Raw genomic sequence first — 24,511 nt, 5'->3', positions numbered from 1 at the left:
GCCATTATGTATCAATAATTCTGAGAGTCATGCATGTTTGATTACGTCAATGAATTGTGGCAGATTTTCTTAAATCGACCTGACCATCTGGCAGTCTTAAGTATCATTCCTGTGACCGCCTTTGTAACTTGGGCGCACGTGTGGATGGCATTAAAAATGGTATTTTACCCAATTAATTTTTGGGGATTCCATTTAGGACCATTACCTGTAGGTTGGCAAGGGATTGTACCACGTAAAGCTGGACGTATTTCAGGCATCATTACCGACAATACTTTATCTAAATTAGGTTCATTGCGAGAGTTTTTAGAAGCAATGGATCCCGAAGATATGGCAATGATCATTGGGGAACAAGTTGGTTTTGAGCTTGAGCATCTGATTGATGAGGTGATGATTGATCGTAATGCAGTACTTTGGGAAAACCTACCTTATTCGATTAAACGTCGTATTTATGCGCAAGCACATAAACAGTTACCAACCACGCTAAAAGAATTGGTGACTGAGCTGACCATGAACGTTGAGTCACTGGTAGATATGCGTGAAATGGTGGTCAGTCAGATGGAAGGTGATCGCCGTTTAATGGTGCGCATGTTCCTGAAAGTGGGCCAAAAAGAAATTAACTTTATTTGGCATATCAGTGCGTTAATCGGGATGTTCTTTGGTATTTTCCAGATGATCGTTTGGTTTGTCGTGCCATGGCATTGGACTGTTCCGTTTTGGGCAGCAATTTGGGGCTTTTTAACCAACTGGATTGCGATTTGGATGGTATTTAATCCGATTGAGCCACATTATATTCGTTATCCGCAGATTTTCCGTCTAACCAAAGACCGTAAATTCCCTTGGATTGTACCTGTGTTAAAGATTGGTACATATAACGTTCAGGGTGCATTTATGAAGCGTCAAGAAGAGGTTTCGGATGTGTTTGCGAGTGTGGTGACGGAAGATTTAATCACCTTAAAGTCAATCATGACTGAAATGATGTATGGCAGTAAAAAAGACAAAACACGTCGAATTGTCAAGCGTCATATCAATGAAATTATGGAAACCCCGTTGGTCAGAACCTCTTTGCAGCTTTCATTAGGGCCAAGAGAATATGCTAGACTCAAGACCGACTTGATTGATCGCTCAATTGAAATTACCATGGGACCAGTATGTGACCCAGCTTTGAATGCAAGTCGCGCGCAGAAGATCTTTCAAATGTTTAGAGACCGCATCCGTGAACTAACACCGAAAGAGTTCCAAAACTTATTGCGCCCTGCGTTCCAAGAAGATGAGTGGATCTTAATTGTACTCGGTGGGGTGACTGGTTTCTTTGCTGGTTTAATTCACTTATTTGTTGCTTTCTTATAATTAATTTGATGTTGGTTGAGTGATAAGTCTGTATGATATTGCTCAATTTAAGATTTATTGTTTTTAAATGAGGATGTTCTTTTATGCGCATTATTTTACTCGGACCACCTGGGGCAGGCAAAGGTACTCAAGCTCAGTTGATCTGTAAGCGCTACAATATCCCACAAATTTCAACCGGTGATATGCTCCGTGCTGCGATTCGTGAAGGTACTGAACTTGGCTTAAAAGCGAAAAGCGTCATGGAATCAGGTGGTTTAGTCTCTGATGAACTGATTATTGGCTTGGTTAAAGAACGTATTGCTCAGCCTGACTGTGAAAATGGTTGTATCTTTGACGGTTTCCCTCGCACAATTCCACAAGCTGAAGCATTAGAAACAGCTGGAATTAGCATTGATCATGTGATTGAAATTGCTGTACCAGACGAAGAAATTGTGCAACGTCTTTCAGGTCGTCGTCAGCACCCTGCATCGGGTCGTGTTTATCATATCGTTTACAACCCACCGAAAGTGGAGGGTAAAGATGATGAAACAGGTGAAGACCTTGTGCAACGTCCAGATGACCAAGAAGAAACGATTCGTAAGCGTCTTGGATCTTACCACAGCGAAACTGAGCAATTGGTTGGTTTCTATCAAGGTCGTGCTGCTTCTGGTGAAAATGCACCAACGTATGACAAGCTAGATGGTTTACGTGCAATCGAAAACGTTCAAGCTGATTTATTTGCAATCTTAGATAAATAATTTAAGTTGCCGATTTTAAAAGAGCTCTGAATACAGAGCTCTTTTTATTTGGAGAAAGCTCATGCTAAAAGTCGTTTTAATTTTAGTGGTCATTTTCAGCGTTGTCTTACTGTTATTTCTTTTGTATCAAAGTCAGAAAATGCTGCGTCATGTGCAGAAACAGCAGGCTTTGGAAAATAAATTGAATGGTAAAGCTCGCCAACTACATCCGAAACTGCAACAGCAAAAAAAACCTCAGGATTAACTGAGGTTTTTTATTGCGATTGGTTTGCTTGCACCAAATTCAAAACGATCTGGCCAGTTACAGACATCAGCAACGATACATTCACCACACTTCGGTTTCCTTGCAATACAGCAATAACGTCCGTGGAGAATCAGCCAGTGGTGGGCATCAATAATAAATTCTTTCGGAATCACTTTAATCAAGCGATCTTCCACTTCTAACACATTTTTTCCAACAGCTAAACCTGTACGGTTACCGACACGAAAAATATGAGTATCAACTGCCATGGTGGGTTGACCAAAGGCAGTATTCAGCACCACATTCGCCGTTTTACGCCCAACACCAGGGAGTGCCTCTAGCTCTTTACGTGTTTCTGGAATTTTCCCTTGATATTGGTCCACTAAAATTCGGCAGGTTTTAATCACGTTTTCAGCTTTAGAATTATATAAGCCAATGGTCTTGATATATGATTTTAAACCATCAATTCCAAGGTCTAAAATGGCTTGAGCGGTATTGGCAACAGGATACAGTTTATCGGTGGCTTTGTTGACACTGACATCAGTTGCTTGGGCAGACAGTAATACTGCAATCAGTAGCTCAAAAGGGGAGGAATAGTTCAACTCTGTCTGAGGATGTGGTCTCTGTTCACGTAAACGTTCAAAAAAGGTCTGGATCTGCTTTTTAGTCATATTTTTTACGGACATTTAGACCTCCTGCAATTCTGTTAAACGATGTTGTAAAGCAATCAATTGGGCTTGCTTTGATTCGTCTGCACGAACACTGAGTTGTTTTTCGAGTTTTTTAATCTGAGTACGTACTTTTGCAAGTTCGATTGTTGTTTTTGCATCGAGTGTGGTGTTTTCTTTCGGCTTATCTGCCAAGGTTATCACCGGCACATTATTGAGTGCTTGAGAAAATTGGGCGAAGAATTCCACATCAATTTCAGCACGTACAATTGGCCCTTTACGGCTCAAGCGGCGTTTTTCTTCACGTTGGATATGTGCGTAATAACGATGTCTTAAATCATCCTGTTCAGCCGTACGTTGTGTTGTGGTGGGTAAAGGTTGGGTATCTTCGACTAGATCAATGCAGTCGACTGGGCAAGGCGGGATGCATAATTCACAACCTGTACACAGGTCAGTTAAAATACTGTGCATCAACTTGCCACTACCAATAATCGCATCGACAGGGCAGGCACTAATACATTTGGTACAGCCAATACATTCATCTTCACGAATTACTGCTTTGATCCGTTGTGGCCGACCATCGAGTTGAATATCCCAAACGCTAGGTTCAGCTTTGAGTTGCGGGCGCGCTAACAAGGCTGCCAGTGCATCTGCAACAGGTTGTCCACCAGGCACACATTTATTGGCTTCCTCACCCTCTGCAATTGATTTTGCGTAAGGTAAGCAGCCATCACGATGCCCGCATAAACCACATTGTGTTTGTGGTAATAGTTGGTCAATTTGGACAATAAGCGCATGTTGTGCAGTTGGGGACATGTATCGAGGATGAAGCAAAAAACAGGGAGCTTAGTATAGCAAATAATGATTTATCGCGGCGAAGCAATCGAAAAATATCCATACAGATGAAAATAGGTTGTGCTTAAAAATAGTGCTTTTGATGGTGTTTTTTAGTGCAATTTAATTTTTAAATGAATCTACCTTTATGTTTAAATGCGACTTCTTCTACACTTTTGACCTGTATTTATTATATAAATAATGAATATTTATTAACATAAGATTATGATTTTAATTAATAAAAATTGTTAAGCTTAAAAATAATATTGTGATGAAATAGTAATCTGTATTTAATAGGTGAAAACTCTATTTTGGTGCATTTTTAGCACCAAGATAAATCACAAGCTTGGGGGTGAATGTTGAAATACAATAGCTTAAATGACTTTCTGGATTATGTTAAAGCTAGAGATCCATATCAACCTGAATTTTTGCAAGCGGTCGAAGAAGTGATGACCAGCTTGTGGCCATTCATTGAGAAAAATCCGAAATATGCTCAATATGGCTTGTTAGAAAGACTGGTTGAACCTGAGCGAGCGATTCAATTCCGCATATCGTGGATGGATGACCAAGGCCAGACTCATGTCAATCGTGGTTTCCGTGTTCAATACAATTCTGCAATTGGTCCATACAAAGGGGGAATGCGTTTCCATCCTTCTGTGAATTTATCCATTTTGAAGTTTTTAGGCTTTGAGCAAACATTTAAAAATGCTCTAACAACTTTGCCAATGGGTGGTGGTAAAGGTGGTTCTGATTTTGACCCGAAAGGTAAATCTGAAGCAGAAATCATGCGCTTCTGCCAGGCTTTGATGCTGGAACTATACCGTCATCTTGGCTCAAATACCGATATTCCTGCTGGGGATATTGGGGTGGGTGGTCGTGAAGTTGGCTATATGACAGGCATGATGAAGAAGTTAAGTAATGACACATCATGCGTATTTACAGGTAAAGGGATTTCATTTGGCGGTTCACTGGCTCGCCCTGAAGCAACAGGTTACGGTACGGTTTATTTTGCTGAAGAAATGCTGAAAACCCGTGGCGATAGTTTTGCCAATAAAACCGTATCGATTTCAGGTTCAGGCAATGTGGCGCAATATGCCGCAGAAAAAGCGATGTTCTTAGGTGCTAAAGTCGTAACTTTGTCTGATTCAAATGGTACGGTCTATTTAAAGAATGGTTTTAGTAAAGCCTTGCTTGATGAAGTAATGGAACTGAAAAATGTTCAACGCGGCCGGATCTCAGAATTTGCATCAAAACATGGTTTTGAATATTTCGAAGGAAAAACGCCGTGGCATATCCCCGTAGATATTGCTTTACCTTGTGCAACGCAAAATGAGCTCAATGCTGAAGATGCTGTAAGCTTATTATCGAATGGCGTGATTTGCGTAGCAGAAGGCGCGAATATGCCATCCACACTTGAGGCTGTTGAAAAATTTATTGCAGCGAAAATCCTGTATGCACCAGGTAAAGCATCGAATGCAGGTGGGGTAGCAACTTCAGGTTTGGAAATGTCGCAGAATGCCAATCGCTTGGGTTGGTCATTTGAACAGGTTGATGAGCGCTTACATGCGATTATGAAAGAGATTCATCGTAACTGTGTCAAATACGGGACTCAGGAAGATGGTTCAATTAACTATGTGGATGGGGCGAATATTGCAGGTTTTGTAAAAGTAGCTGATGCAATTTTAGCGCAGGGCATTTATTAAAAATCTTAAGAATTCTCTCTTTAATAAAGAGGGAATTCCCATAAAAAAATCCGATGACAAAGCATCGGATTTTTTTATTTCTAAATGAAATTATGGTTTTTTCACAATTTCTTGCTCAACAACCATATCGAGTACGTCTGCAATGCTTGATTGGTCAGCAGCAGGGTTTTTAATGTCAAAACGTTTAACACGTACAATCACACGTTGTTGTGGGTTGTGCTCAAAACCTTCGATTTGACCGTAGTACAATGACCAGTTTTTATCCGCGTAAGTTTTTAAACCTTTGTCATCATATTTGATTTCACGAACTTGCATACAAGTTTGTGGAGCAACACCTGTGCAAGACTTAGTTTCTGGTGAAATTTCCAAGAAAACAGTTTTACCTTCAGACTGGTATTTCGCTTCAGGGGTCATTTTACCAACGAAAGTATATTTTTGACCTTTAGCATCCGCGATTACCAATGTTGGTTGCTCTGGATTGGTTGCATTTACTTCAAACGCGATTTGACGTTTTTGTAGAAGATCACCCGCGAATTTTTCTTGTGCCATCAATGCTGGTTCACATGCCATCATGGTTGATGCACCGTCGCCTGTAGCGATTAAACCATTTTCAATTTTCCATGATGTATTTAAACGGTTGCAACCTGTATCTACAGATAAACGATCATTCGCTAAGAAGCTTAATACGATTGGACGCTTAGTATTAGCAGGTTGATATGACCAAGTGTAGTTGGTTAATACGTTGCTATTTGCCACTTTTGCACCTGTAAATACATGCTTTTGACCTTTAGCATCAGTGACTGTCAAAATTGCTTGACCATTTACTGTGCTGATTTCAAATGGTACTTTTTTCTCGCTGAAGATGTCAGCAGATAAACGCTCTTGCTGCATTAAATCATCAGCACAAGCCATCATTGTTGATACAAGTGGAGAGGTTACAATTTTGTTGCCTTCAACAGCCCAAGTACCGCCTTGGTTGTTACAGCCAGTTTGGATTGCAAGTTTTTGCTCAGCGTTAAAAGATAACACTAAAGGCTTAGAAGCCTTAGAACCTTGGTAAGTCCAATTATATTCAGTTAAGTTTTTTGCAGCAGTTGTATTAATTTGAGAAATTACATTATCAGTTACATTTTGCACAGTTTGGCACGCCATTAAAGAAAGCGGAAGTAATGCAAGAACTAAATATTTGATTTTCATATTCAAAACAACGATAAATAAATAACAGACATAAGCTTAAAGTATTCTTAAAAAGAGAACATGTCATCCTTTTAGCAATTAAGTTTGTTAAATGTTTCTATTTGTAAAATTTTGGAAAATATAGCAGATTTATAGGCTTGCCGTTATTTTCAGCAAGCCCATTTTATTTTTATGTGACCTAGTTGGATATTTAATCAAAGCGATAAATATCCATGCCCAAAGAACCCATCGAGAAGCTGCTATGCACGACGTTGAAGCGATGACCTGTGCCCATAGCAAAAAAAAGTGGGGCAAGGTGCTCTAGTGTTGGATGGTTACGCTGGATATAAGGAAGCGTTGGCCAGTCCAGCACTGCATCATAATCTTGATGGGTCAGTTTACTGACAACTGTATTGCGGAAAGTGCTGGCCCAAGTTGGTACGTCGGCATCTGCTTGCCATGACAGTTCAGCAAGATTGTGGGTAATACTACCCGAACCGACCAACAGGATTTGCTGCTCACGTAATGGGGAAAGGACCTGTCCAATTTTATAGATTTCATCTGCATTCATTTGGATCGGCAGCGAAATCTCAATCACAGGAATGTCTGCATCCGGATACATGTGCAATAGAGGCATCCAGACGCCATGATCACGCGGACGCGTACTGTTTGCATGCGCAGCAATCCCTGCTTCAGCAAATCGTGTAAGAATTTCTTCTGCCAGTTTTGGTGCACCAGCTGCGGGATAACGAATGTCATATAGCTCAGGAGGAAAGCCACGGAAGTCGTGCCAGGTTTGTGGTCGAGTTGATGTATTGACCTCTAAGGCTTGGCTTTCCCAGTGCGCGGACATCACCACAATAGCTTGAGGTTTAGGGAGATTATTACCCAAGCGATGAAGTGCTGGACCCACTTGTTCTGGATCAAGCGCAAGCATGGGTGAACCATGTGAGATAAATAATCCGGGTAAAGTTTGCAGATCCATAAATAACTACCTGAGAAGGAATATAAGCCTATCCTGACAAAATGGGCATCGATATGACAGCCCGTAAGTTTCAACATGTTGTTCTAAAATTAGAACAGTTTTAAGCACGATGGTAAGGGTGGTTATGATTAATCGTCATCGCGCGATAAAGTTGCTCAATCAACAAAATACGTACCATTGGGTGTGGCATGGTCAGTTTTGACAGTGACCAATGCCAAGCAGCCGCTTTACGGACAGCATCGGAATGTCCATCTGGACCACCAATCGCAATCGCAATATCATTACCTTCAAGCATCCATAGCTTCATGGTGTCTGCCAGCTTTTCAGTACTTAATTCACGTCCACCCACTTCTAAAGCAATCAAGGTTTCATTGGATTTGAGTGCATTGAGAATACTTTCACCTTCGATTTGACAGTATTTCAAAATATCTGCTTCGGAGTCATTTTTGCCGCGTTTTGCCATAGGAAGCTCAACGACCTGAGTTTGTACAAAAGGCTGAATGCGTTTGAAATAGTCTTCAAATCCAGTTAACACCCAAGCAGGCATTTTTTGACCAATGGTGAGAATGCGGATTTTCATAGGCGTGTGTGATTGAGGAAATGAACAATATTATAACGCTGTTGTCTCTTCCATGTCGGGAAGTGCGATTTATCTAGTCATAAAAAATACAACAAGCACTTATACAGTACTCATAAAAAACGCAGCTCAAAACGCGTATGAGCTGCGATCAAAATGCCGTCCGTCTGGAGTTCGGATGGCACTAAAATGAGTTCATGAGTCAAATTTAGCCTTTGTTTTTATCGACTCTATTTTATTATGCCGCATGTTGGTTATTTTTCAACCATATTGTGTAACAAAAAAAGAGAGCCGAAGCTCTCTTTTTTATTTCTAATCATTTACTGATTAATGACGTGCAGCTTTTGCATCTTCTACTGGTTTAACAATAGGTGTTTTCGGCAAAGGCTTTGGTGTATCTGTCAATGCTAAAGGTAGGATTTCATCAATGCTTTTCACTGCTTTGATTTCTAATCCTTCTTTGACATTGTCAGGGATCTCAGCTAAATCACGGACGTTATCTAGTGGAATAAATACCAGTTTGATTCCACCGCGGTGTGCTGCAAGAAGTTTCTCTTTTAAGCCACCAATACGCATCGCACGACCACCAAGACTAGTTTCACCTGTCATCGCAATATCTGGACGAATCGGGATACCTGTAAATGCCGATACAAGGGCAGTTGTGAGTGCTAAACCAGCAGATGGTCCATCTTTTGGCGTTGCACCTTCAGGTAAGTGAACATGCACATCAGTTTCTTCGAAACGAGATGCCTCAATTCCCAATTCATCAGCGCGGGTACGTACTACAGTCATTGCAGCGGTAATCGATTCCTTCATTACATCACCGAGTGAACCCGTAGTAATGAATTTACCTTTACCTTTTACTGCTGCAACTTCAATGGTAAGTAATTCGCCACCGACAGACGTCCAAGCCAAGCCATTTACGCGACCCACTTGTGCTTCATCTTCGGCAATACCAAAGTCAAATTTGTGTGGACCTAAGTATTCTGGAAGATTGGCAGAAGTTACATCAATCTGTAAGTTCTTAGACTTTTTGCTAACCGCTTCTTTTACCACTTTACGTGCAATTTTCGAGACTTCACGTTCAAGGCTACGAACACCCGCTTCACGTGTATAACGTTGTACGATGTCGCGGATTGCTTCTTCGTGAACAGTCAATTCTTTTGTACGTAAACCATTGTTCTTGATTGCTTTCGGAACAAGGTAGCGTTCAGCAATATTCACTTTCTCATCTTCGGTATAACCTGGAAGACGAATCACTTCCATACGATCCAGCAAAGCTTCAGGAATATTCATGCTGTTTGCTGTACAGATGAACATGACTTCTGAAAGGTCAAGATCAAGATCTAAGTAATGGTCATTGAACTTGTTGTTTTGTGATGGATCGAGTACCTCAAGCAATGCAGATGCAGGATCACCACGGTAGTCTTGCGCCATCTTGTCGATTTCATCGAGTAAGAACAATGGGTTCTTGACACCGACTTTAGTCAGCGATTGCACGATTTTACCTGGCATCGCACCGATATAAGTACGACGGTGACCACGGATTTCAGCTTCATCACGTACACCACCAAGTGCCATACGAACAAACTCACGACCTGTTGCTTTAGCAACTGACTCACCAAGCGAAGTTTTACCTACACCAGGAGGGCCAACTAAACAAAGGATCGGGCCTTTGAGTTTTTTAACACGAGACTGAACCGCCAAGTATTCAACGATACGATCTTTTACGTCATCTAAGCCGTAGTGATCTGTATCAAGAATTTCTTGTGCTTTAGCAAGGTTAATACTGACTTTGCTCGCTTTGTTCCAAGGCGTATCTAAAATCACTTCTAGATAGTTGCGAACTACGGCAGCTTCGCTTGAAGCTGGTTGCATTGCTTTAAGTTTACGAAACTCAGCTTCAGCTTTTTTGCGCACGTGTTCAGGTAAATCGGCTTCAGCAAGACGTTTTTCAATTTCTGCAACGTCATCTTCCGCACCGCCATTCATATCGGAAAGTTCACGTTGAATGACTTTCATTTTTTCATTTAGAAAGTATTCACGTTGGTTCTTTTCCATTTGGCGTTTTACGCTGTCGTGTAATGTTTGCTCAATTTGCTGTTCAGCAGATTGATTCATCAAATAGCTCATCAACTCTTGCAAGTGATCTTCAAACTCGTCGTGTTCTAAAAACTTTTGTTTCACTTCAATATTTAAAGGCACACGAGTTGCAACGAAGAACATCAACTGCAACAAGTCTTCAATTTTATTTGCTGCTGCAACGAGTTCACGTGCATTACGTAGTTTCGCTTCTGCATATTGAGCGAATAGGGTACGTAATTCATTTAAGCGAGTCTCTTGGGTCTCTTCGTCCAAAGGCAAGGTCATTGGGCTTAAATGATGTTCAGCTGTTAAGTATTCTTCTCCGTCAATAATGCGTTCTAACTTAGAACGATGTAGACCTTCAATAAGTACTTTAATGCAGTTCTCATCATTTTCATGATTGACTACTTGTACGATTTTAGCCACGGTTCCATATTGATAGAGATTATCGTGATCAATTTCTTCTGTGAGCGAATCTTTTTGCGCAACTACAAATACTAAATTGTCACTGTTACGAGCCACATCCACTGCATTGATCGATTTTTCACGACCCACGAATAGCGCGATTTGCATGTGCGGATACACCACAACATCACGTAACGCTAATAGTGGTAATACACTTGGAACCTGTGGCTCTAAGCTAGTTTCATTATTTAAAATATATTCAGACATGGGCACTCCTAATGAGTGACAACGGTGTTGCCATGTTTTTTATAGTGATGTGCATTTGAAAAAATACAAGGGGGTAGGATTAGAAAATATAAAAAAAAGACTAAATTACTCAAGATTCATTGCGGAAATAAGAAAAAAAGCATGCTAAGGCATGAAATAATAAAACTTTTTAGGGCTAAGCAAGGCGTTTAGTGGTTGGTCCCATTTTTGCCTGAATAGTGGGGTATCAACATATTGAAATTCGTGGCCAAGACCAAGACGATAGGGGTGATGTTTAGCGGATGCTAATGTTCGGTCATAGTAGCCACCACCCATACCAATTCGTGTTCCAAGAGGATCACAAGCTAGCAATGGTAGGATGAGTAGGTCTAAATGTGAAACATGTTTGCCACGACTAGCCATCGGTTCTTTCATCCCTAGCGGATGGTGAGAAAAACGTCTATTTAAATATTGTCTTGACGTTACGCGCACCCAAACCAAATTTTGATTCATATTACAAATCATAGGTAAATAAACCTGCTTGTTTTGCCGAAAACAAAGCTTTAGCAGTTGGTCGGTATGTACTTCCCCAAAGGCATGAAGGTAAAGTCCAATTTTTGATGAGGATTTAAATCGAGAGAATTGTCTGAGACGAACCAAAACTTGCTGTTCGGTCTTCTTTTGTTCGTAATAGGATAGTTGTCTTCTTTTTGAGCGGAGCTGTTTTCTTAATAAGTTTAATGTCTGGCTCATAAGTTCAAAAACTGTTTCGAGGTAAAAGCAATCTTACCTGATTTATTGCCTGAATTCTAAAATCAAAAATACTGTTATTTATAAGTAAAATTTCAAACTTGTAGCATTATTTGTATTTTTTCTAATAAATTAAATTTTAACAATTTATTCCAATCATCAATGTGAATTTTAGGTATTGAATAATTTTTTATTATTTACTATGGAGTAAATACTCTATTTTTCATGTTCTTTATAAAATAAAACAAAAGCAGAACAAAATAAAACATTTTTATGTTTTTGTGATTTAAATCATATATTTGTTTTATTGTTTTGTATGTAAATATGAGAAATATGTCTCATTTTTTTAATAACAATATTTATCTAATCTTTACCAATTTACTCGATTTTATTAGCATCCGCAGCTCTTTTTTGGCACCGAAACTAAAAATGCTCATTGGCATTTTTAGACCATCAATAACTGTAGTAATTATCTGAGAATTTTTATGAATAAAGTATATAAAGTGGTTTGGAATGCATCGATTGGCGCATGGGTTGCAACATCTGAACTTGCAAAAAGCAAAACAAAAACTAAATCAAAAGTTCTCAATTTATCTGCTGCAGTTTTAGTAGGTGCCATTAGTTTTTCTCCTGCTGCGTTTGCGGGGACAGTAGTAGGAAATGGAACTAACACTCCAAATAAATGTAATAACTCTGGTTCTGTGATTGTTGGTGGAAGTAATACTTCGTCCTGTGCAAATAGTGATTTTGCTATTGCAGTGGGTAATGACGTGCAGTCAACTGGTAGAGGTTCAATTGCGATAGGTAGTGGTTCAAGAGCTGAGTCAAGACAACCGAATCTTGATGGCAAAGGAGCGATTGCAATTGGTAATGACGCAATTGCTTATGGGGATAATTCCGTTGCTATTGGTGGCCAAGCGAGCACAACTGAAGACTTCACCGTGTCTTTCGGACATAAAAAAGGCGATCCTAAATACTATCAAGGTAAAGAGCAAGGTACTTGGGAAGACGATAGATTTTTAAGAGTTACAAATATCGCCGAAGGTGTCAAAGATAATGATGCGGTGAATGTATCTCAACTTAAAAGTGCTGTAGCAGAAGCAAAAACGCATTACGTTAGTATTAATGATAATGGAACAAAAGGTAGCAATTATGAGAATGATGGCGCTAAAGGTCGTAATTCAATTGCTGTAGGTGTGAGTGCTAGTGCGACAGGTTACGATGCCGTTGTAGTTGGTTCACAAGCAAAAGGCGCAGGGGTCGGTGCTGTTTCTGTAGGTAATGCAAGTGAAACTGTAGGCAGTGGCGATGTTGCGATTGGTCGTAATGCATCAACAAAAGGTGCAGCAGGCACAGCAACTAGCTATAGCAATCAATCAATAGCCATCGGTGACCAAACCAAAGCCATCGGTGATCAATCTGTTGCCATTGGTGCAGATGTCATTGCACGTGGTAATTCATCTGTTGCGATTGGTGGTGATGATGTCGATAAAATTGCTCGTGATACTGAATTAAGCCAAAAATACACCGAAATCACAGGCGGAAAATTACAAGCTGGTAAATACCCAACAACTGAAACGAATCATGGTTCTACTGCAGTAGGTGTCCAAGCTGTAGGAACTGGTGCATTTGCTTCAGCATTTGGTATGACTTCAAAGGCCACAGGTGATGCTTCTTCTGCTTTTGGTGTCATGTCGAATGCTAAGGGTAAAGGTGCTTCTGCATTTGGTGCTGTTGCTCAAGCGACAGGTGATGGTGCATCAGCGATGGGGATTAACTCACTTGCTTCTGGTACCAATTCAACCGCAATTGGTTCGGGTAATAAACCAGGTGAAGGTGCGACGGCAACAGGTAATGGTGCTGCTGCAATTGGTAGTAATGCCAAAGCCACAGGTGATAATGCTGCTGCCGTTGGTAAAGGTGCTGAAGCAAGCAATGAAAATGCTGCTGCGATTGGCGGTGGTGCTAAAGCATCAGGTAAAAACTCTGCTGCGATTGGTGGTGGTGCTGTAGCTGACCAAGAAAATGCTGTAGCAGTTGGTCAAGGTGCGCAATCAATGGTTGTTGGTGGGGTAGCCTTAGGTGCTCGCAGCCGTGTTGAGGCTGAAAATAGTGTGGCATTGGGTCAGGATGCTATTGCAACTGCAACGACTGGTGACTCATTCCTTACGAATCGCGACGCTTCAATGTCAAATGGTGTTGTGTCGGTAGGTTCTTCTGGAAAAGAGCGCCGTATCACCAATGTTGAAGATGGCGCTGCTGATTCAGATGCAGTGACGGTTCGTCAGCTTAAAAATGTTGATTCTCGTGTTAATGATAATGCTCAAAATATCAGTAATAATGCCCAAAATATTACGAATTTGAATCAAAAATTGGATGATACCAAAACTGATTTAGGTAACCAGATTGCAGATACCAATAACAATTTGAATGATGCTAAAACCGATTTGGGCAATCAAATTAATAATACAAAAACAGAACTGAACACCAAGATTGACAACACCAAGACCGAGTTGGAAAACAAAGGTTTGAACTTTGCAGGTAATGCAGGTGCGGATGTCCATCGTAAGTTGGGTGAGAAGTTAAATATTGTTGGTGGTGCTGATGCTTCAACAGCAGAAGACAAAACCAGCGGTGAGAACGTGATTACGCGTACTACGGCAGATGGCATCAAAGTTGAATTATTGAAAGATGCGAAGTTCGACAGCATTACGACTGGTGACACGGTATTAAGCGACAAAGGTGTGACCATTAAAGATGGTCCAAGCATCACCAAAGATGGCATCAATGCAGGCGATAAAGTCATTAGCAATGTTGCTGATGGCAAAGATGGTAAGGATGCGGTGAATGTTGACCAGTTAACCAAAGTTAAAGATGGTTTAGATGGCAAGATTACTGATACTAATACCAAGTTAGATGATGCGAAGAAAGACTTGGGTAACCAAATCACGGATACCAACAACAAGTTAGACGATGCGAAGAAAGACTTAGGTAATCAGATCACAGATACCAAGACTGAGCTCAACAACACGATCAATAACACCAAAACTGAACTGAATACCAAGATTGACAACACCAAGACTGAGTTGGAAAACAAAGGCTTGAACTTTGCAGGTAATGCAGGTGCGGATGTACATCGTAAGTTGGGTGAGAAGTTAAATATTGTTGGTGGTGCTGATGCTTCAACAGCAGAAGACAAAACCAGCGGTGAAAACGTGATTACGCGTACTACGGCAGATGGCATCAAAGTTGAATTATTGAAAGATGCGAAGTTCGACAGCATTACGACTGGTGACACGGTATTAAGCGACAAAGGTGTGACCATTAAAGATGGTCCAAGCATCACCAAAGATGGCATCAATGCAGGCGATAAAGTCATTAGCAATGTTGCTGATGGCAAAGATGGTAAGGATGCGGTGAATGTTGACCAGTTAACCAAAGTTAAAGATGGTTTAGATGGCAAGATTACTGATACTAATACCAAGTTAGATGATGCGAAGAAAGATTTGGGTAACCAAATCACGGATACCAACAACAAGTTAGACGATGCGAAGAAAGACTTGGGCAACCAAATCACGGATACCAACAACAAGTTAGATGATGCGAAGAAAGACTTAGGTAATCAGATTACAGATACCAAGACTGAGCTCAACAACACGATCAATAACACCAAAACAGAACTGAACACCAAGATTGACAACACCAAGACTGAGTTGGAAAACAAAGGTTTGAACTTTGCAGGTAATGCAGGTGCGGATGTACATCGTAAGTTGGGTGAGAAGTTAAATATTGTTGGTGGTGCTGATGCTTCAACAGCAGAAGACAAAACCAGCGGTGAAAATGTTATTACGCGTACAACGAAAGATGGTATCCAGATTGAATTGTTGAAAGATGCGAAGTTCGACAGCATTACGACTGGTGACACGGTATTAAGCGACAAAGGTGTGACCATTAAAGATGGTCCAAGCATTACTAAAGATGGCATCAATGCGGGTGGTAAGAAAATTACCGATGTTGCAGATGGTGTGAATGGTAAAGATGCGGTGAATGTTGACCAGTTAACCAAAGTTAAAGATGGTTTAGATGGCAAGATTACTGATACTAATACCAAGTTAGATGATGCGAAGAAAGACTTAGGTAATCAGATCACAGATACCAAGACTGAGCTCAACAACACGATCAATAACACCAAAACTGAACTGAATACCAAGATTGACAACACCAAGACTGAGTTGGAAAACAAAGGCTTGAACTTTGCAGGTAATGCAGGTGCGGATGTCCATCGTAAGTTGGGTGAGAAGTTAAATATTGTTGGTGGTGCTGATGCTTCAACAGCAGAAGACAAAACCAGTGGTGAAAACGTCATTACCCGTACCACGGCAGATGGCATCAAAGTGGAATTATTGAAAGATGCGAAGTTCGACAGTATTACGACCGGTGATACAGTATTAAACGACAAGGGTGTGACCATTAAAGATGGTCCAAGCATCACTAAAGATGGCATCAATGCGGGTAATAAAGTCATTAGCAATGTTGCAGATGGTTCAATCGCGAATGGTTCTAAAGATGCGGTGAATGGTGGTCAGGTTAAGAATATTTCTGACAGCATCAAGAACAGCATTGGTGGAAACACAACAGTCAATCCAGATGGCAGCATTACCACTAATAACATTGGTGGAACTGGTAAAGACAACGTCAATGATGCAATCAAGTCGGTAGATGACAAAGTCACCAATGGTGTAAATGACCTCACCAACAAAGGCTTGAACTTTGCAGGTAATGCAGGTGCGGATGTACATCGTAAGTTGGGTGAGAAGTTAAATATTGTTGGTGGTGCTGATGCTTCAACAGCAGAAGACAAAACCAGCGGTGAAAACGTGATTACGCGTACTACGGCAGATGGCATCAAAGTTGAATTATTGAAAGATGCGAAGTTCGACAGCATTACGACTGGTGACACGGTATTAAGCGACAAAGGTGTGACCATTAAAGATGGTCCAAGCATCACCAAAGATGGCATCAATGCAGGCGATAAAGTCATTAGCAATGTTGCTGATGGCAAAGATGGTAAGGATGCGGTGAATGTTGACCAGTTAACCAAAGTTAAAGATGGTTTAGATGGCAAGATTACTGATACTAATACCAAGTTAGATGATGCGAAGAAAGACTTGGGTAACCAAATCACGGATACCAACAACAAGTTAGACGATGCGAAGAAAGACTTAGGTAATCAGATCACAGATACCAAGACTGAGCTCAACAACACGATCAATAACACCAAAACTGAACTGAATACCAAGATTGACAACACCAAGACTGAGTTGGAAAACAAAGGCTTGAACTTTGCAGGTAATGCAGGTGCGGATGTACATCGTAAGTTGGGTGAGAAGTTAAATATTGTTGGTGGTGCTGATGCTTCAACAGCAGAAGACAAAACTAGCGGTGAAAATGTCATTACCCGTACTACGGCAGATGGTATCAAAGTTGAATTACTGAAAGATGCGAAGTTCGACAGCATTACGACTGGTGATACGGTATTAAACGACAAGGGTGTGGCCATTAAAGATGGTCCAAGCATCACTAAAGATGGCATCAATGCGGGTAATAAAGTCATTAGCAATGTTGCAGATGGTTCAATCGCGAATGGTTCTAAAGATGCGGTGAATGGTGGTCAGATCAAGAATATTTCTGACAGCATCAAGAACAGCATTGGTGGAAACACAACGGTCAATCCAGATGGCAGCATTACAACTAATAACATTGGTGGAACTGGTAAAGACAACATCAATGATGCAATCAAGTCGGTAGATGACAAAGTCACCAATGGTGTAAATGACCTTACCAATAAAGGTCTAAACTTTGCAGGTAATGCAGGTGCGGATGTCCATCGTAAGTTGGGTGAGAAGTTAAACATTGTTGGTGGTGCTGATGCTTCAACAGCAGAAGACAAAACCAGCGGTGAAAATGTTATTACCCGTACAACGAAAGATGGTATCCAGATTGAATTGTTGAAAGATGCGAAGTTCGACAGCATTACGACAGGCGACACGGTATTAAACGACAAAGGTGTGACCATTAAAGATGGTCCAAGTATCACTAAAGAAGGCATCAATGCGGGTAATAAAGTCATTAGCAATGTTGCAGATGGTTCAATCGCGACTGGTTCTAAAGATGCAGTGAATGGTGGTCAGGTTAAGAATATTTCTGACAGCATCAAGAACAGCATTGGTGGAAACACAACAGTCAATCCAGATGGCAGCATTACCACTAATAACATTGGTGGAACTGGTAAAGACAACGTCAATGATGCAATCAAGTCGGTAGATGACAAAGTCACCAATGGTGTAAATGACCTCACCAACAAAGGCTTGAACTTTGCAGGTAATGCAGGTGCGGATGTACATCGTAAGTTGGGTGAGAAGTTAAACATTGTTGGTGGTGCTGATGCTTCAACAGCAGAAGACAAAACCAGCGGTGAAAACGTGATTACGCGTACAACGAAAGATGGTATCCAGATTGAATTGTTGAAAGATGCGAAGTTCGACAGCATTACAACTGGCAATACAGTCATTAATAACAACGGTTTGACGATTAAAGGTGGCCCAAGCATCACAATTAATGGCATCGATGCAGGTGGTAAGAAAATTACCAATGTTGCTGATGGTGTTGATGCTAAAGATGCAGTAAATAAAGGTCAGCTTGATAAGCAAATCAATGATGTTAAAGACCAAATTGGTAAAGAGATCGGTGATTTGTCTGATAATGCTGTGAAGTATGACAAAGATAAAGATGGCAATGTCGATAAAAATTCTGTGACTTTAGGCGGTGGTGATAAAGGCACGAATTTGAAGAATGTTGCTGATGGTAAGGTTGAAGAAGGTTCTAAAGACGCTGTAAATGGTGGTCAGTTATGGGATGTTCAGAAGCAAGTTGATAAAAACTCAAATGATATTCAGAACATCAATAACAACATCAATAACATCAACAATGGTAAATCTGGTTTAGTTCAGCAACAGACACCGAATGGTGAAATTACTGTTGGTAAAGATACTGGTGGTACAAGTATCAATATGGCTGGAAAAGACGGTGATCGTGTTGTACAGGGTGTTAAGGATGGTGAAATCAAAGCAGGTTCTAACCAAGCCGTGAATGGTGGCCAGATCCATAACATCTCGAACAGTATCAAGAACAGCATTGGTGGTGAAACAGTTGTTAATCAAGATGGTAGTATCACGACCAATAATATCGGTGGTACGGGTAAAAACAACATCAATGATGCGATTGGAACCCTAAATCAATCGAATCAAGAACTGGGTAACAAAATCAACAATCTTGGTGATCAGTTACAACAAGTCTTCTATGACACTAACAAGCGTATCGATAACTTGGAAGACAAAATGTCCGCTGGTATTGCTGCGACTGCTGCGCTTGAGCAAGCGCCTTATGTTCCTGGTAAGTTAACCATGGCAGTAGGTGCTGCGTATTACAATGATCAAAATGCGGTGGGTGTGACATTCCGTCGTACTGCGGATAATGGTCGTTGGTCATTAACGACTGGTGCTGCTTTAGGTAGCCAAGGTAGTCCGTTAGTACGTATTGGTGTAAGTACAATTATCGACTAATTGCCTTTAATAAGGAGAGTCAAAAGCTCTCCTTATCTTCAACAGATATTGTGAGTAAAGAAATGAACAAAAATATTCAAATTTTGATGATGGCAACGTTAGTTGGTTTGACTGCAACTACTACGTTTGCACAAGAAGCTGATGCCGCTCAACAAGAGGAAATCAAATTTCCAGCGGTCGATAAAAGTTATTTAAAGCAAGTTCAACGTTATGAATACGATAATGTAGCGCGCTTAGATACAGGTTTAACCAAAGATCAGATTCGCCATATCTTAGGTCATCCTCAATTTAGCGAAGGCGTATTTTTTGTAAAAACTTGGAACTATGTTTTAGATATTCGTCAGCCGAATAGCCAAGACTATTTACGTTGTCAGCTACGTGTCGATTTTGATAAGAAATATCTTTCAGAAAGACTGTCTTGGAAAGGTGAGGCGTGTGAAGGCTTAATGGCTTGGGGTGCGAATAACCAAGTTCCAACTAATGCCAATGTGAATGGTGAACGTTCAGGAAGTGTATTTTTTGCATTTGATCGTTCTAATGCAGGTGCGATCGAACAAGGCTCAAGTTCTGTAGTTTCAATTGCACAACGTATTAAACAAAGTAATTCGACAGGCCCGATCGTTGTCGCAGGCTTTACTGATCCATTAGGTAAATTTGCTTATAACCAACAACTTTCATCACAACGTGCCAATACAGTGGCGAAGTTATTGGTTAATCAGGGAATTGATGCAAATCGTATTCAAATTCAAGCCAATAGTCAGACTGATTTATATCAACAATGCGCAGGTAATAAAGCAAATACACAACTCGTTGGCTGTTTAGCACCAAATAGACGTGTCAATGTTACTTGGTAAGATATCTGAGAATAAGAGAGCCAGTATTTATACTGGCTTTTTTATTTTTGACATTTAGATACAAATATTAATGCGAAATTTGAACATAAATTTAGGAGAAGAGTGTCAATTTGCGTCATGTATCGACTTTTTTTGTATACAGATTTGCATAATCTTAAAATTATGCGATCTATTTTTTACTTTAAATTAAAAATTAGCTATTGATTTATAATATTTAATTATAGAAATAAAAAATAAAATTTTAATTAAAATTGGTGAATTGATAGATGTACAACATATACTAATGTGATTTACATCTCATTTTAAAAAAGTTATTTTAATAGCAATAAATTACATTTCTTTACTTAATAGACAGACTTGTACACATAAGTGAACACGTTGTAACTTTTATCTGCGTTTGGAAAAATATTATGAATAAGGTTTATAAGGTTATATGGAACGCCTCATTGGGTGCTTGGGTAGCGGTTTCGGAACTAGCTAAAGGGAAAACAAAAAATAGTGGTGCAACTGTCATAGGAAGTGTAGAGATAGAACAAGTCTCTAATACGCTAGAGCACAGTCAGTTTTTTAATCTTAAAGCATTAAGTTTTGCTATTTTAACAGTCGTTACACCATCGTATGCGTTTGCTGGTGGTTATAGTGCTGGTGGCGGGAACATCAATGCTGCATGTAATAGTCAAAGTACAAGTACAGGGCAAACAGGTGCTATTGCAATAGGTGGTGGTAGCCAAGCACCTTGTGCGAGTCAACCTTATGCAACAGCGATTGGTAATAATGCACAAGCTTTAAGCCAAGGTTCTATTGCTATCGGTAGTGGAGCATATGCGAATTCAAGTAGTAACGTTGATGGCACTGGAGCAGTTGCAATTGGAAATGATGCTGTTGCGATTGGGAAAAACTCTTTTGCATTAGGTGCAGAGGCAAGCGTTACAACAGATAATACGGTTTCGTTTGGTCATGCGATTGGGGATGATAAATATAATAATGGTACAAAAACAGGTACTTGGACAACTGACCGTTTCATGCGAGTAGCGAATATTGCGAATGGTTTTAAAAATAATGATGCCGTCAATGTTTCACAAATAAAACCTTTGGTAGATGCTTTAGGAACAACAATAAATGCGACTACAGGTGTTGTTGCAGTACCAAGCTATACAATTAATAAAACTGATGGAAATAGTTATGCAGCAGTAAATACTGTCCCTGCAGCTTTAGCTAACTTAAATACAGAAGTATTGAAATCATTAGGCTTTGCTGGTGATTCGGGTACAAAAGCAACTCGTAAATTAGGGCAAGATCTTAATATTAAAGGTGGGGCAACCTCGCTCTCAACCAATAATAACATTGGTGTTGTTTCAAACGGTTCCGATTCTTTAACACTTCGTTTAGCTAAAAATATAGACTTAGGTTCTGATGGGAGTGTAACGACTGGAAATACAACAATTAATAATACTGGAGTAACAACACCTCAAGTTATTATTGGCAGTGGTGCAAATACAACAACTTTAACCAGTACTGGACCAAGTTTAAGTGTTGGTGGCGATAAAATTACAAACGTTGGTACTGGAGATATCAGTTCAGCGTCTTCAACGGATGCTGTGACTGGTGGTCAGTTATTCACTACGAATCAGAATGTAAGTAATTTGACCACGACAGTAACGAACCAAGGTAATGATATCACGACCTTAAAAGGTGGTTTCAATTTACAAACCAATGGTAAAAACAGTGGTGCGATCAAAGCAGGTGATACGGTTGATATTGGTGTAGCAACACCAGCAGATACGAATCTTACAGCAACGAAGACTGGTAATAATGTTGCGTTTGCTTTGAGCAAAGACCTGAACTTAACAAGTGTTACGACAGGTAATACAGTTATTAACAATGCTGGCGTTACAGCAGATAAAGTAACAGTAGGTACAGTTGTTGTAGATAAAACGACAGGTATCAATGCTGGTAGTAAAAAGATTACCAATGTAACAGCAGGTGCGGTGAATTCCACCTCAACTGATGCGGTTAATGGAAGTCAATTATTCAACACAGCAAATGATGTGAAGAATGCAATTGGTGGTGCAACAACGATTAATGCAAGCACAGGTGCGATCACAACTAGCAACATTGGTGGTACCGGTTCAAATACGATTGATGGTGCGATCACGAGTGTAAAAAGCACAGCAGACGCAGCTAAAACGACAGCAGACAAAGGCATCAACTTTGGTGGCACGACAGGCAAGAACAACTATGCCTTGGGTAGTGATATCAATGTAAAAGGTGACAGCAACATTACCAGTACAACGGTCGCTGGTGGTGTGCAACTTGGCCTAGCGAACAATATTACCGTTGGTAGTGGTGCTGGAACGAACCCTGTTACGATTAACGGTACAGCAGGTACAGTTAGCGGCTTAACGAATAAGACGTGGAGCGGTACAGCTACATCAGGTCAAGCAGCAACAGAAGACCAATTAAAAACGGTAAGCGATGTTGCAAACAATGCGAATAAAGGCTGGAAAATCAATACTGGTGCTACGACAGGTGGAACCGTATCTGGCAACGCCTCAACGCAGGTTTCGCCAGACCAAGAAGTGAAGTTTATTGCAGGTAAGAATGTAGCAATTACACAAAGTGGCAAAGATATCACAGTAGCAACCAGCGATAACCCTAACTTTACTTCTGTTACAGCGGGGAATAGTAAATTAGATAACAGTGGTTTAGTTATTAAAGATGCAACTGGTGGTCTTAATGTAAGTAAAGATGGTGTTAAGTTTGTTGATGCTGATGGTGTAACACAAACAACAAACACACCAAGTCTAAATAAGACAGGCATCAATGCAGGTAACAACAAGATCACCAATGTTGCGAATGGAGCGGTAACATCTGGTTCTAAAGATGCAGTGAACGGTGGTCAATTACAAGGTGTAGCAGACAGCGTTAAGACCGCAATTGGCGGCAACACGACCATTGATGCAACGACGGGTGCAATCAGCACAAGTAACATTGGTGGCACCGGTTCAAATACGATTGATGGTGCGATCACGAGTGTAAAAAGCACAGCAGACGCAGCTAAAACGACAGCAGATAAAGGCATCAACTTTGGTGGTACGACAGGCAAGAACAACTATGCTTTGGGTAGTGACATCAATGTAAAAGGTGACAGTAACATTACCAGTACAACGGTCGCTGGTGGTGTGCAACTTGGCCTAGCGAACAATATTACCGTTGGTAGTGGTGCTGGAACGAACCCTGTTACGATTAACGGTACAGCAGGTACAGTTAGCGGCTTAACGAATAAGACGTGGAGCGGTACAGCTACATCAGGTCAAGCAGCAACAGAGGATCAATTAAAAACGGTAAGCGATGTTGCGAACAATGCGAATAAAGGCTGGAAAATCAATACTGGTGCTACGACAGGTGGAACCGTATCAGGTAATGCTTCAACACAGGTTTCGCCAGACCAAGAAGTGAAGTTTATTGCAGGTAAGAATGTAGCAATTACACAAAGTGGCAAAGATATTACGGTAGCAACCAGCGATAACCCTGACTTTACTTCTGTTACAGCGGGGAATAGTAAATTAGATAACAGTGGTTTAGTTATTAAAGATGCAACTGGTGGTCTTAATGTAAGTAAAGATGGCGTTAAGTTTGTTGATGCTGATGGTGTAACACAAACAACAAACACACCAAGTCTAAATAAGACAGGCATCAATGCAGGTAACAACAAGATCACTAATGTTGCGAATGGAGCGGTAACATCTGGTTCTAAAGATGCAGTGAACGGTGGTCAGTTACAAGGTGTCGCAGACAGCGTTAAGACAGCAATTGGTGGTTCAACCACGATTGATGCGACAACTGGTGCAATCACGACCAATAACATTGGTGGCACAGGCTCGAACACAATTGATGGAGCAATCACAAGCGTTAAAGATGCAGCCACCAAAGCGAAAACGACGGTTACAGCTGGAGATAACGTTGTTGTGACCCCAACGACGAATGCAGATGGTTCAAGCAACTATCAAGTATCGACAGCGAAAGATGTGAACTTCGACAAGGTAACTGTAGGTACCGTTGTTGTAGATAAAACGACAGGTATCAATGCAGGTAATAAAAAGATCACCAATGTGACTGCTGGAGATATCAGCTCAGCAGCATCGACAGATGCGGTGAATGGTGGGCAATTATTTACGACCAACCAAAATGTGACGACTGCTCAAAATGCGGCAGATGCAGCACAAGCGACAGCGGACAAAGGCATTAAGTTTGGAAATGGTACAAGCAGTAACCAATTTG

14 protein-coding genes are annotated in these 24,511 nt (G+C 40.6%); 7 read left to right on the top strand and 7 right to left on the bottom strand.

The features are described from left to right. Positions 1-33: 33 nt before the first annotated feature. From F3J02_RS15250 to F3J02_RS15240, 3 genes are all read left to right on the top strand, one after another. A complete protein-coding gene (locus F3J02_RS15250) occupies positions 34-1,347 on the top strand; it encodes a hypothetical protein (RefSeq protein WP_167250624.1) in 1,314 nt (437 codons plus the stop codon). Between the two features lie 83 nt (positions 1,348-1,430). Continuing rightward, entirely contained in the window at positions 1,431-2,084 is a 654-nt protein-coding gene (adk, locus tag F3J02_RS15245; protein ID WP_004801251.1) for an adenylate kinase, read from the top strand. Between the two features lie 61 nt (positions 2,085-2,145). After that, complete coding sequence (locus tag F3J02_RS15240; protein ID WP_151715882.1) at positions 2,146-2,328, top strand: hypothetical protein; 183 nt, start codon at positions 2,146-2,148, stop codon at positions 2,326-2,328. Here the strand turns inward: F3J02_RS15240 and nth are convergent. Further along, the gene (nth, locus tag F3J02_RS15235) at positions 2,325-3,011 is read right to left on the bottom strand and encodes an endonuclease III (protein ID WP_216076286.1); all 687 of its coding nucleotides are present in this window, start codon (positions 3,009-3,011) and stop codon (positions 2,325-2,327) included. The two genes, F3J02_RS15240 and nth, sit on opposite strands and share 4 nt — an antisense overlap. After that, positions 3,012-3,809: an RnfABCDGE type electron transport complex subunit B gene (locus F3J02_RS15230; protein WP_167250622.1), complete on the bottom strand. Its 798-nt coding sequence runs from the start codon at positions 3,807-3,809 to the stop codon at positions 3,012-3,014. It abuts the gene before it with no gap. Between the two features lie 374 nt (positions 3,810-4,183). On the opposite strand from F3J02_RS15230, the gene gdhA reads away from it, so the two are divergent. Further along, positions 4,184-5,530 (top strand): NADP-specific glutamate dehydrogenase, encoded by a 1,347-nt coding sequence (gdhA, locus tag F3J02_RS15225; RefSeq protein WP_167250620.1) that lies wholly within the window; start codon positions 4,184-4,186, stop codon positions 5,528-5,530. A 90-nt stretch (positions 5,531-5,620) separates the two neighbouring features. On the opposite strand, the gene F3J02_RS15220 is transcribed toward gdhA, so the two are convergent. The 5 genes from F3J02_RS15220 to F3J02_RS15200 form a co-directional block, all read right to left on the bottom strand. Continuing rightward, positions 5,621-6,727 carry an META and DUF4377 domain-containing protein gene (locus F3J02_RS15220; RefSeq protein WP_167250618.1) on the bottom strand — a complete coding sequence of 369 codons (1,107 nt, stop codon included), beginning with the start codon at positions 6,725-6,727 and terminating at the stop codon, positions 5,621-5,623. Between the two features lie 190 nt (positions 6,728-6,917). Further along, positions 6,918-7,691 (bottom strand): DODA-type extradiol aromatic ring-opening family dioxygenase, encoded by a 774-nt coding sequence (locus F3J02_RS15215; protein ID WP_167250616.1) that lies wholly within the window; start codon positions 7,689-7,691, stop codon positions 6,918-6,920. 100 nt (positions 7,692-7,791) lie between these two features. Next, entirely contained in the window at positions 7,792-8,271 is a 480-nt protein-coding gene (gene rlmH, locus F3J02_RS15210) for a 23S rRNA (pseudouridine(1915)-N(3))-methyltransferase RlmH (protein ID WP_167250614.1), read from the bottom strand. 324 nt (positions 8,272-8,595) lie between these two features. After that, on the bottom strand, positions 8,596-11,025 hold the full coding sequence (lon, locus tag F3J02_RS15205) for an endopeptidase La (RefSeq protein WP_167250612.1): 2,430 nt from the start codon (positions 11,023-11,025) through the stop codon (positions 8,596-8,598). 144 nt (positions 11,026-11,169) lie between these two features. Further along, entirely contained in the window at positions 11,170-11,757 is a 588-nt protein-coding gene (locus tag F3J02_RS15200) for a 5-formyltetrahydrofolate cyclo-ligase (RefSeq protein WP_167250610.1), read from the bottom strand. Positions 11,758-12,239: 482 nt separating this feature from the next. Here F3J02_RS15200 and F3J02_RS15195 point away from each other — a divergent pair, with 482 nt between their 5' ends. From F3J02_RS15195 to F3J02_RS15185, 3 genes are all read left to right on the top strand, one after another. After that, on the top strand, positions 12,240-19,376 hold the full coding sequence (locus F3J02_RS15195; RefSeq protein WP_167250608.1) for an ESPR-type extended signal peptide-containing protein: 7,137 nt from the start codon (positions 12,240-12,242) through the stop codon (positions 19,374-19,376). 62 nt (positions 19,377-19,438) lie between these two features. Beyond that, positions 19,439-20,230, top strand: coding sequence for a trimeric autotransporter adhesin/peptidogylcan-associated protein TpgA (gene tpgA, locus F3J02_RS15190; protein ID WP_167250606.1), 792 nt, complete (start codon positions 19,439-19,441; stop codon positions 20,228-20,230). Between the two features lie 410 nt (positions 20,231-20,640). Beyond that, positions 20,641-24,511, top strand: a 3,871-nt coding sequence (locus tag F3J02_RS15185) for an ESPR-type extended signal peptide-containing protein (protein WP_266096172.1), incomplete at its 3' end; no start/stop codon positions are given.

The sequence above is a fragment of the Acinetobacter sp. Tr-809 genome (genome assembly GCF_011753255.1).
GTDB lineage: Bacteria > Pseudomonadota > Gammaproteobacteria > Pseudomonadales > Moraxellaceae > Acinetobacter.
The sequence above is the reverse complement of the archived record's forward strand: the minus strand, read 5'-3'. Positions and strand labels throughout refer to the sequence as shown.

Bases quoted from the DNA above. Each gene is read 5' to 3' on its own strand.
- F3J02_RS15250 (WP_167250624.1), top strand. From the start codon at position 34: ATGTTTGATTACGTCAATGAATTGTGGCAGATTTTCTTAAATCGACCT.
- F3J02_RS15200 (WP_167250610.1), bottom strand. From the start codon at position 11,757: ATGAGCCAGACATTAAACTTATTAAGAAAACAGCTCCGCTCAAAAAGA.
- nth (WP_216076286.1), bottom strand. From the start codon at position 3,011: ATGTCCGTAAAAAATATGACTAAAAAGCAGATCCAGACCTTTTTTGAA.
- tpgA (WP_167250606.1), top strand. From the start codon at position 19,439: ATGAACAAAAATATTCAAATTTTGATGATGGCAACGTTAGTTGGTTTG.
- F3J02_RS15220 (WP_167250618.1), bottom strand. From the start codon at position 6,727: ATGAAAATCAAATATTTAGTTCTTGCATTACTTCCGCTTTCTTTAATG.
- F3J02_RS15195 (WP_167250608.1), top strand. From the start codon at position 12,240: ATGAATAAAGTATATAAAGTGGTTTGGAATGCATCGATTGGCGCATGG.
- rlmH (WP_167250614.1), bottom strand. From the start codon at position 8,271: ATGAAAATCCGCATTCTCACCATTGGTCAAAAAATGCCTGCTTGGGTG.
- F3J02_RS15215 (WP_167250616.1), bottom strand. From the start codon at position 7,691: ATGGATCTGCAAACTTTACCCGGATTATTTATCTCACATGGTTCACCC.
- lon (WP_167250612.1), bottom strand. From the start codon at position 11,025: ATGTCTGAATATATTTTAAATAATGAAACTAGCTTAGAGCCACAGGTT.
- F3J02_RS15230 (WP_167250622.1), bottom strand. From the start codon at position 3,809: ATGTCCCCAACTGCACAACATGCGCTTATTGTCCAAATTGACCAACTA.
- gdhA (WP_167250620.1), top strand. From the start codon at position 4,184: ATGTTGAAATACAATAGCTTAAATGACTTTCTGGATTATGTTAAAGCT.
- F3J02_RS15240 (WP_151715882.1), top strand. From the start codon at position 2,146: ATGCTAAAAGTCGTTTTAATTTTAGTGGTCATTTTCAGCGTTGTCTTA.
- adk (WP_004801251.1), top strand. From the start codon at position 1,431: ATGCGCATTATTTTACTCGGACCACCTGGGGCAGGCAAAGGTACTCAA.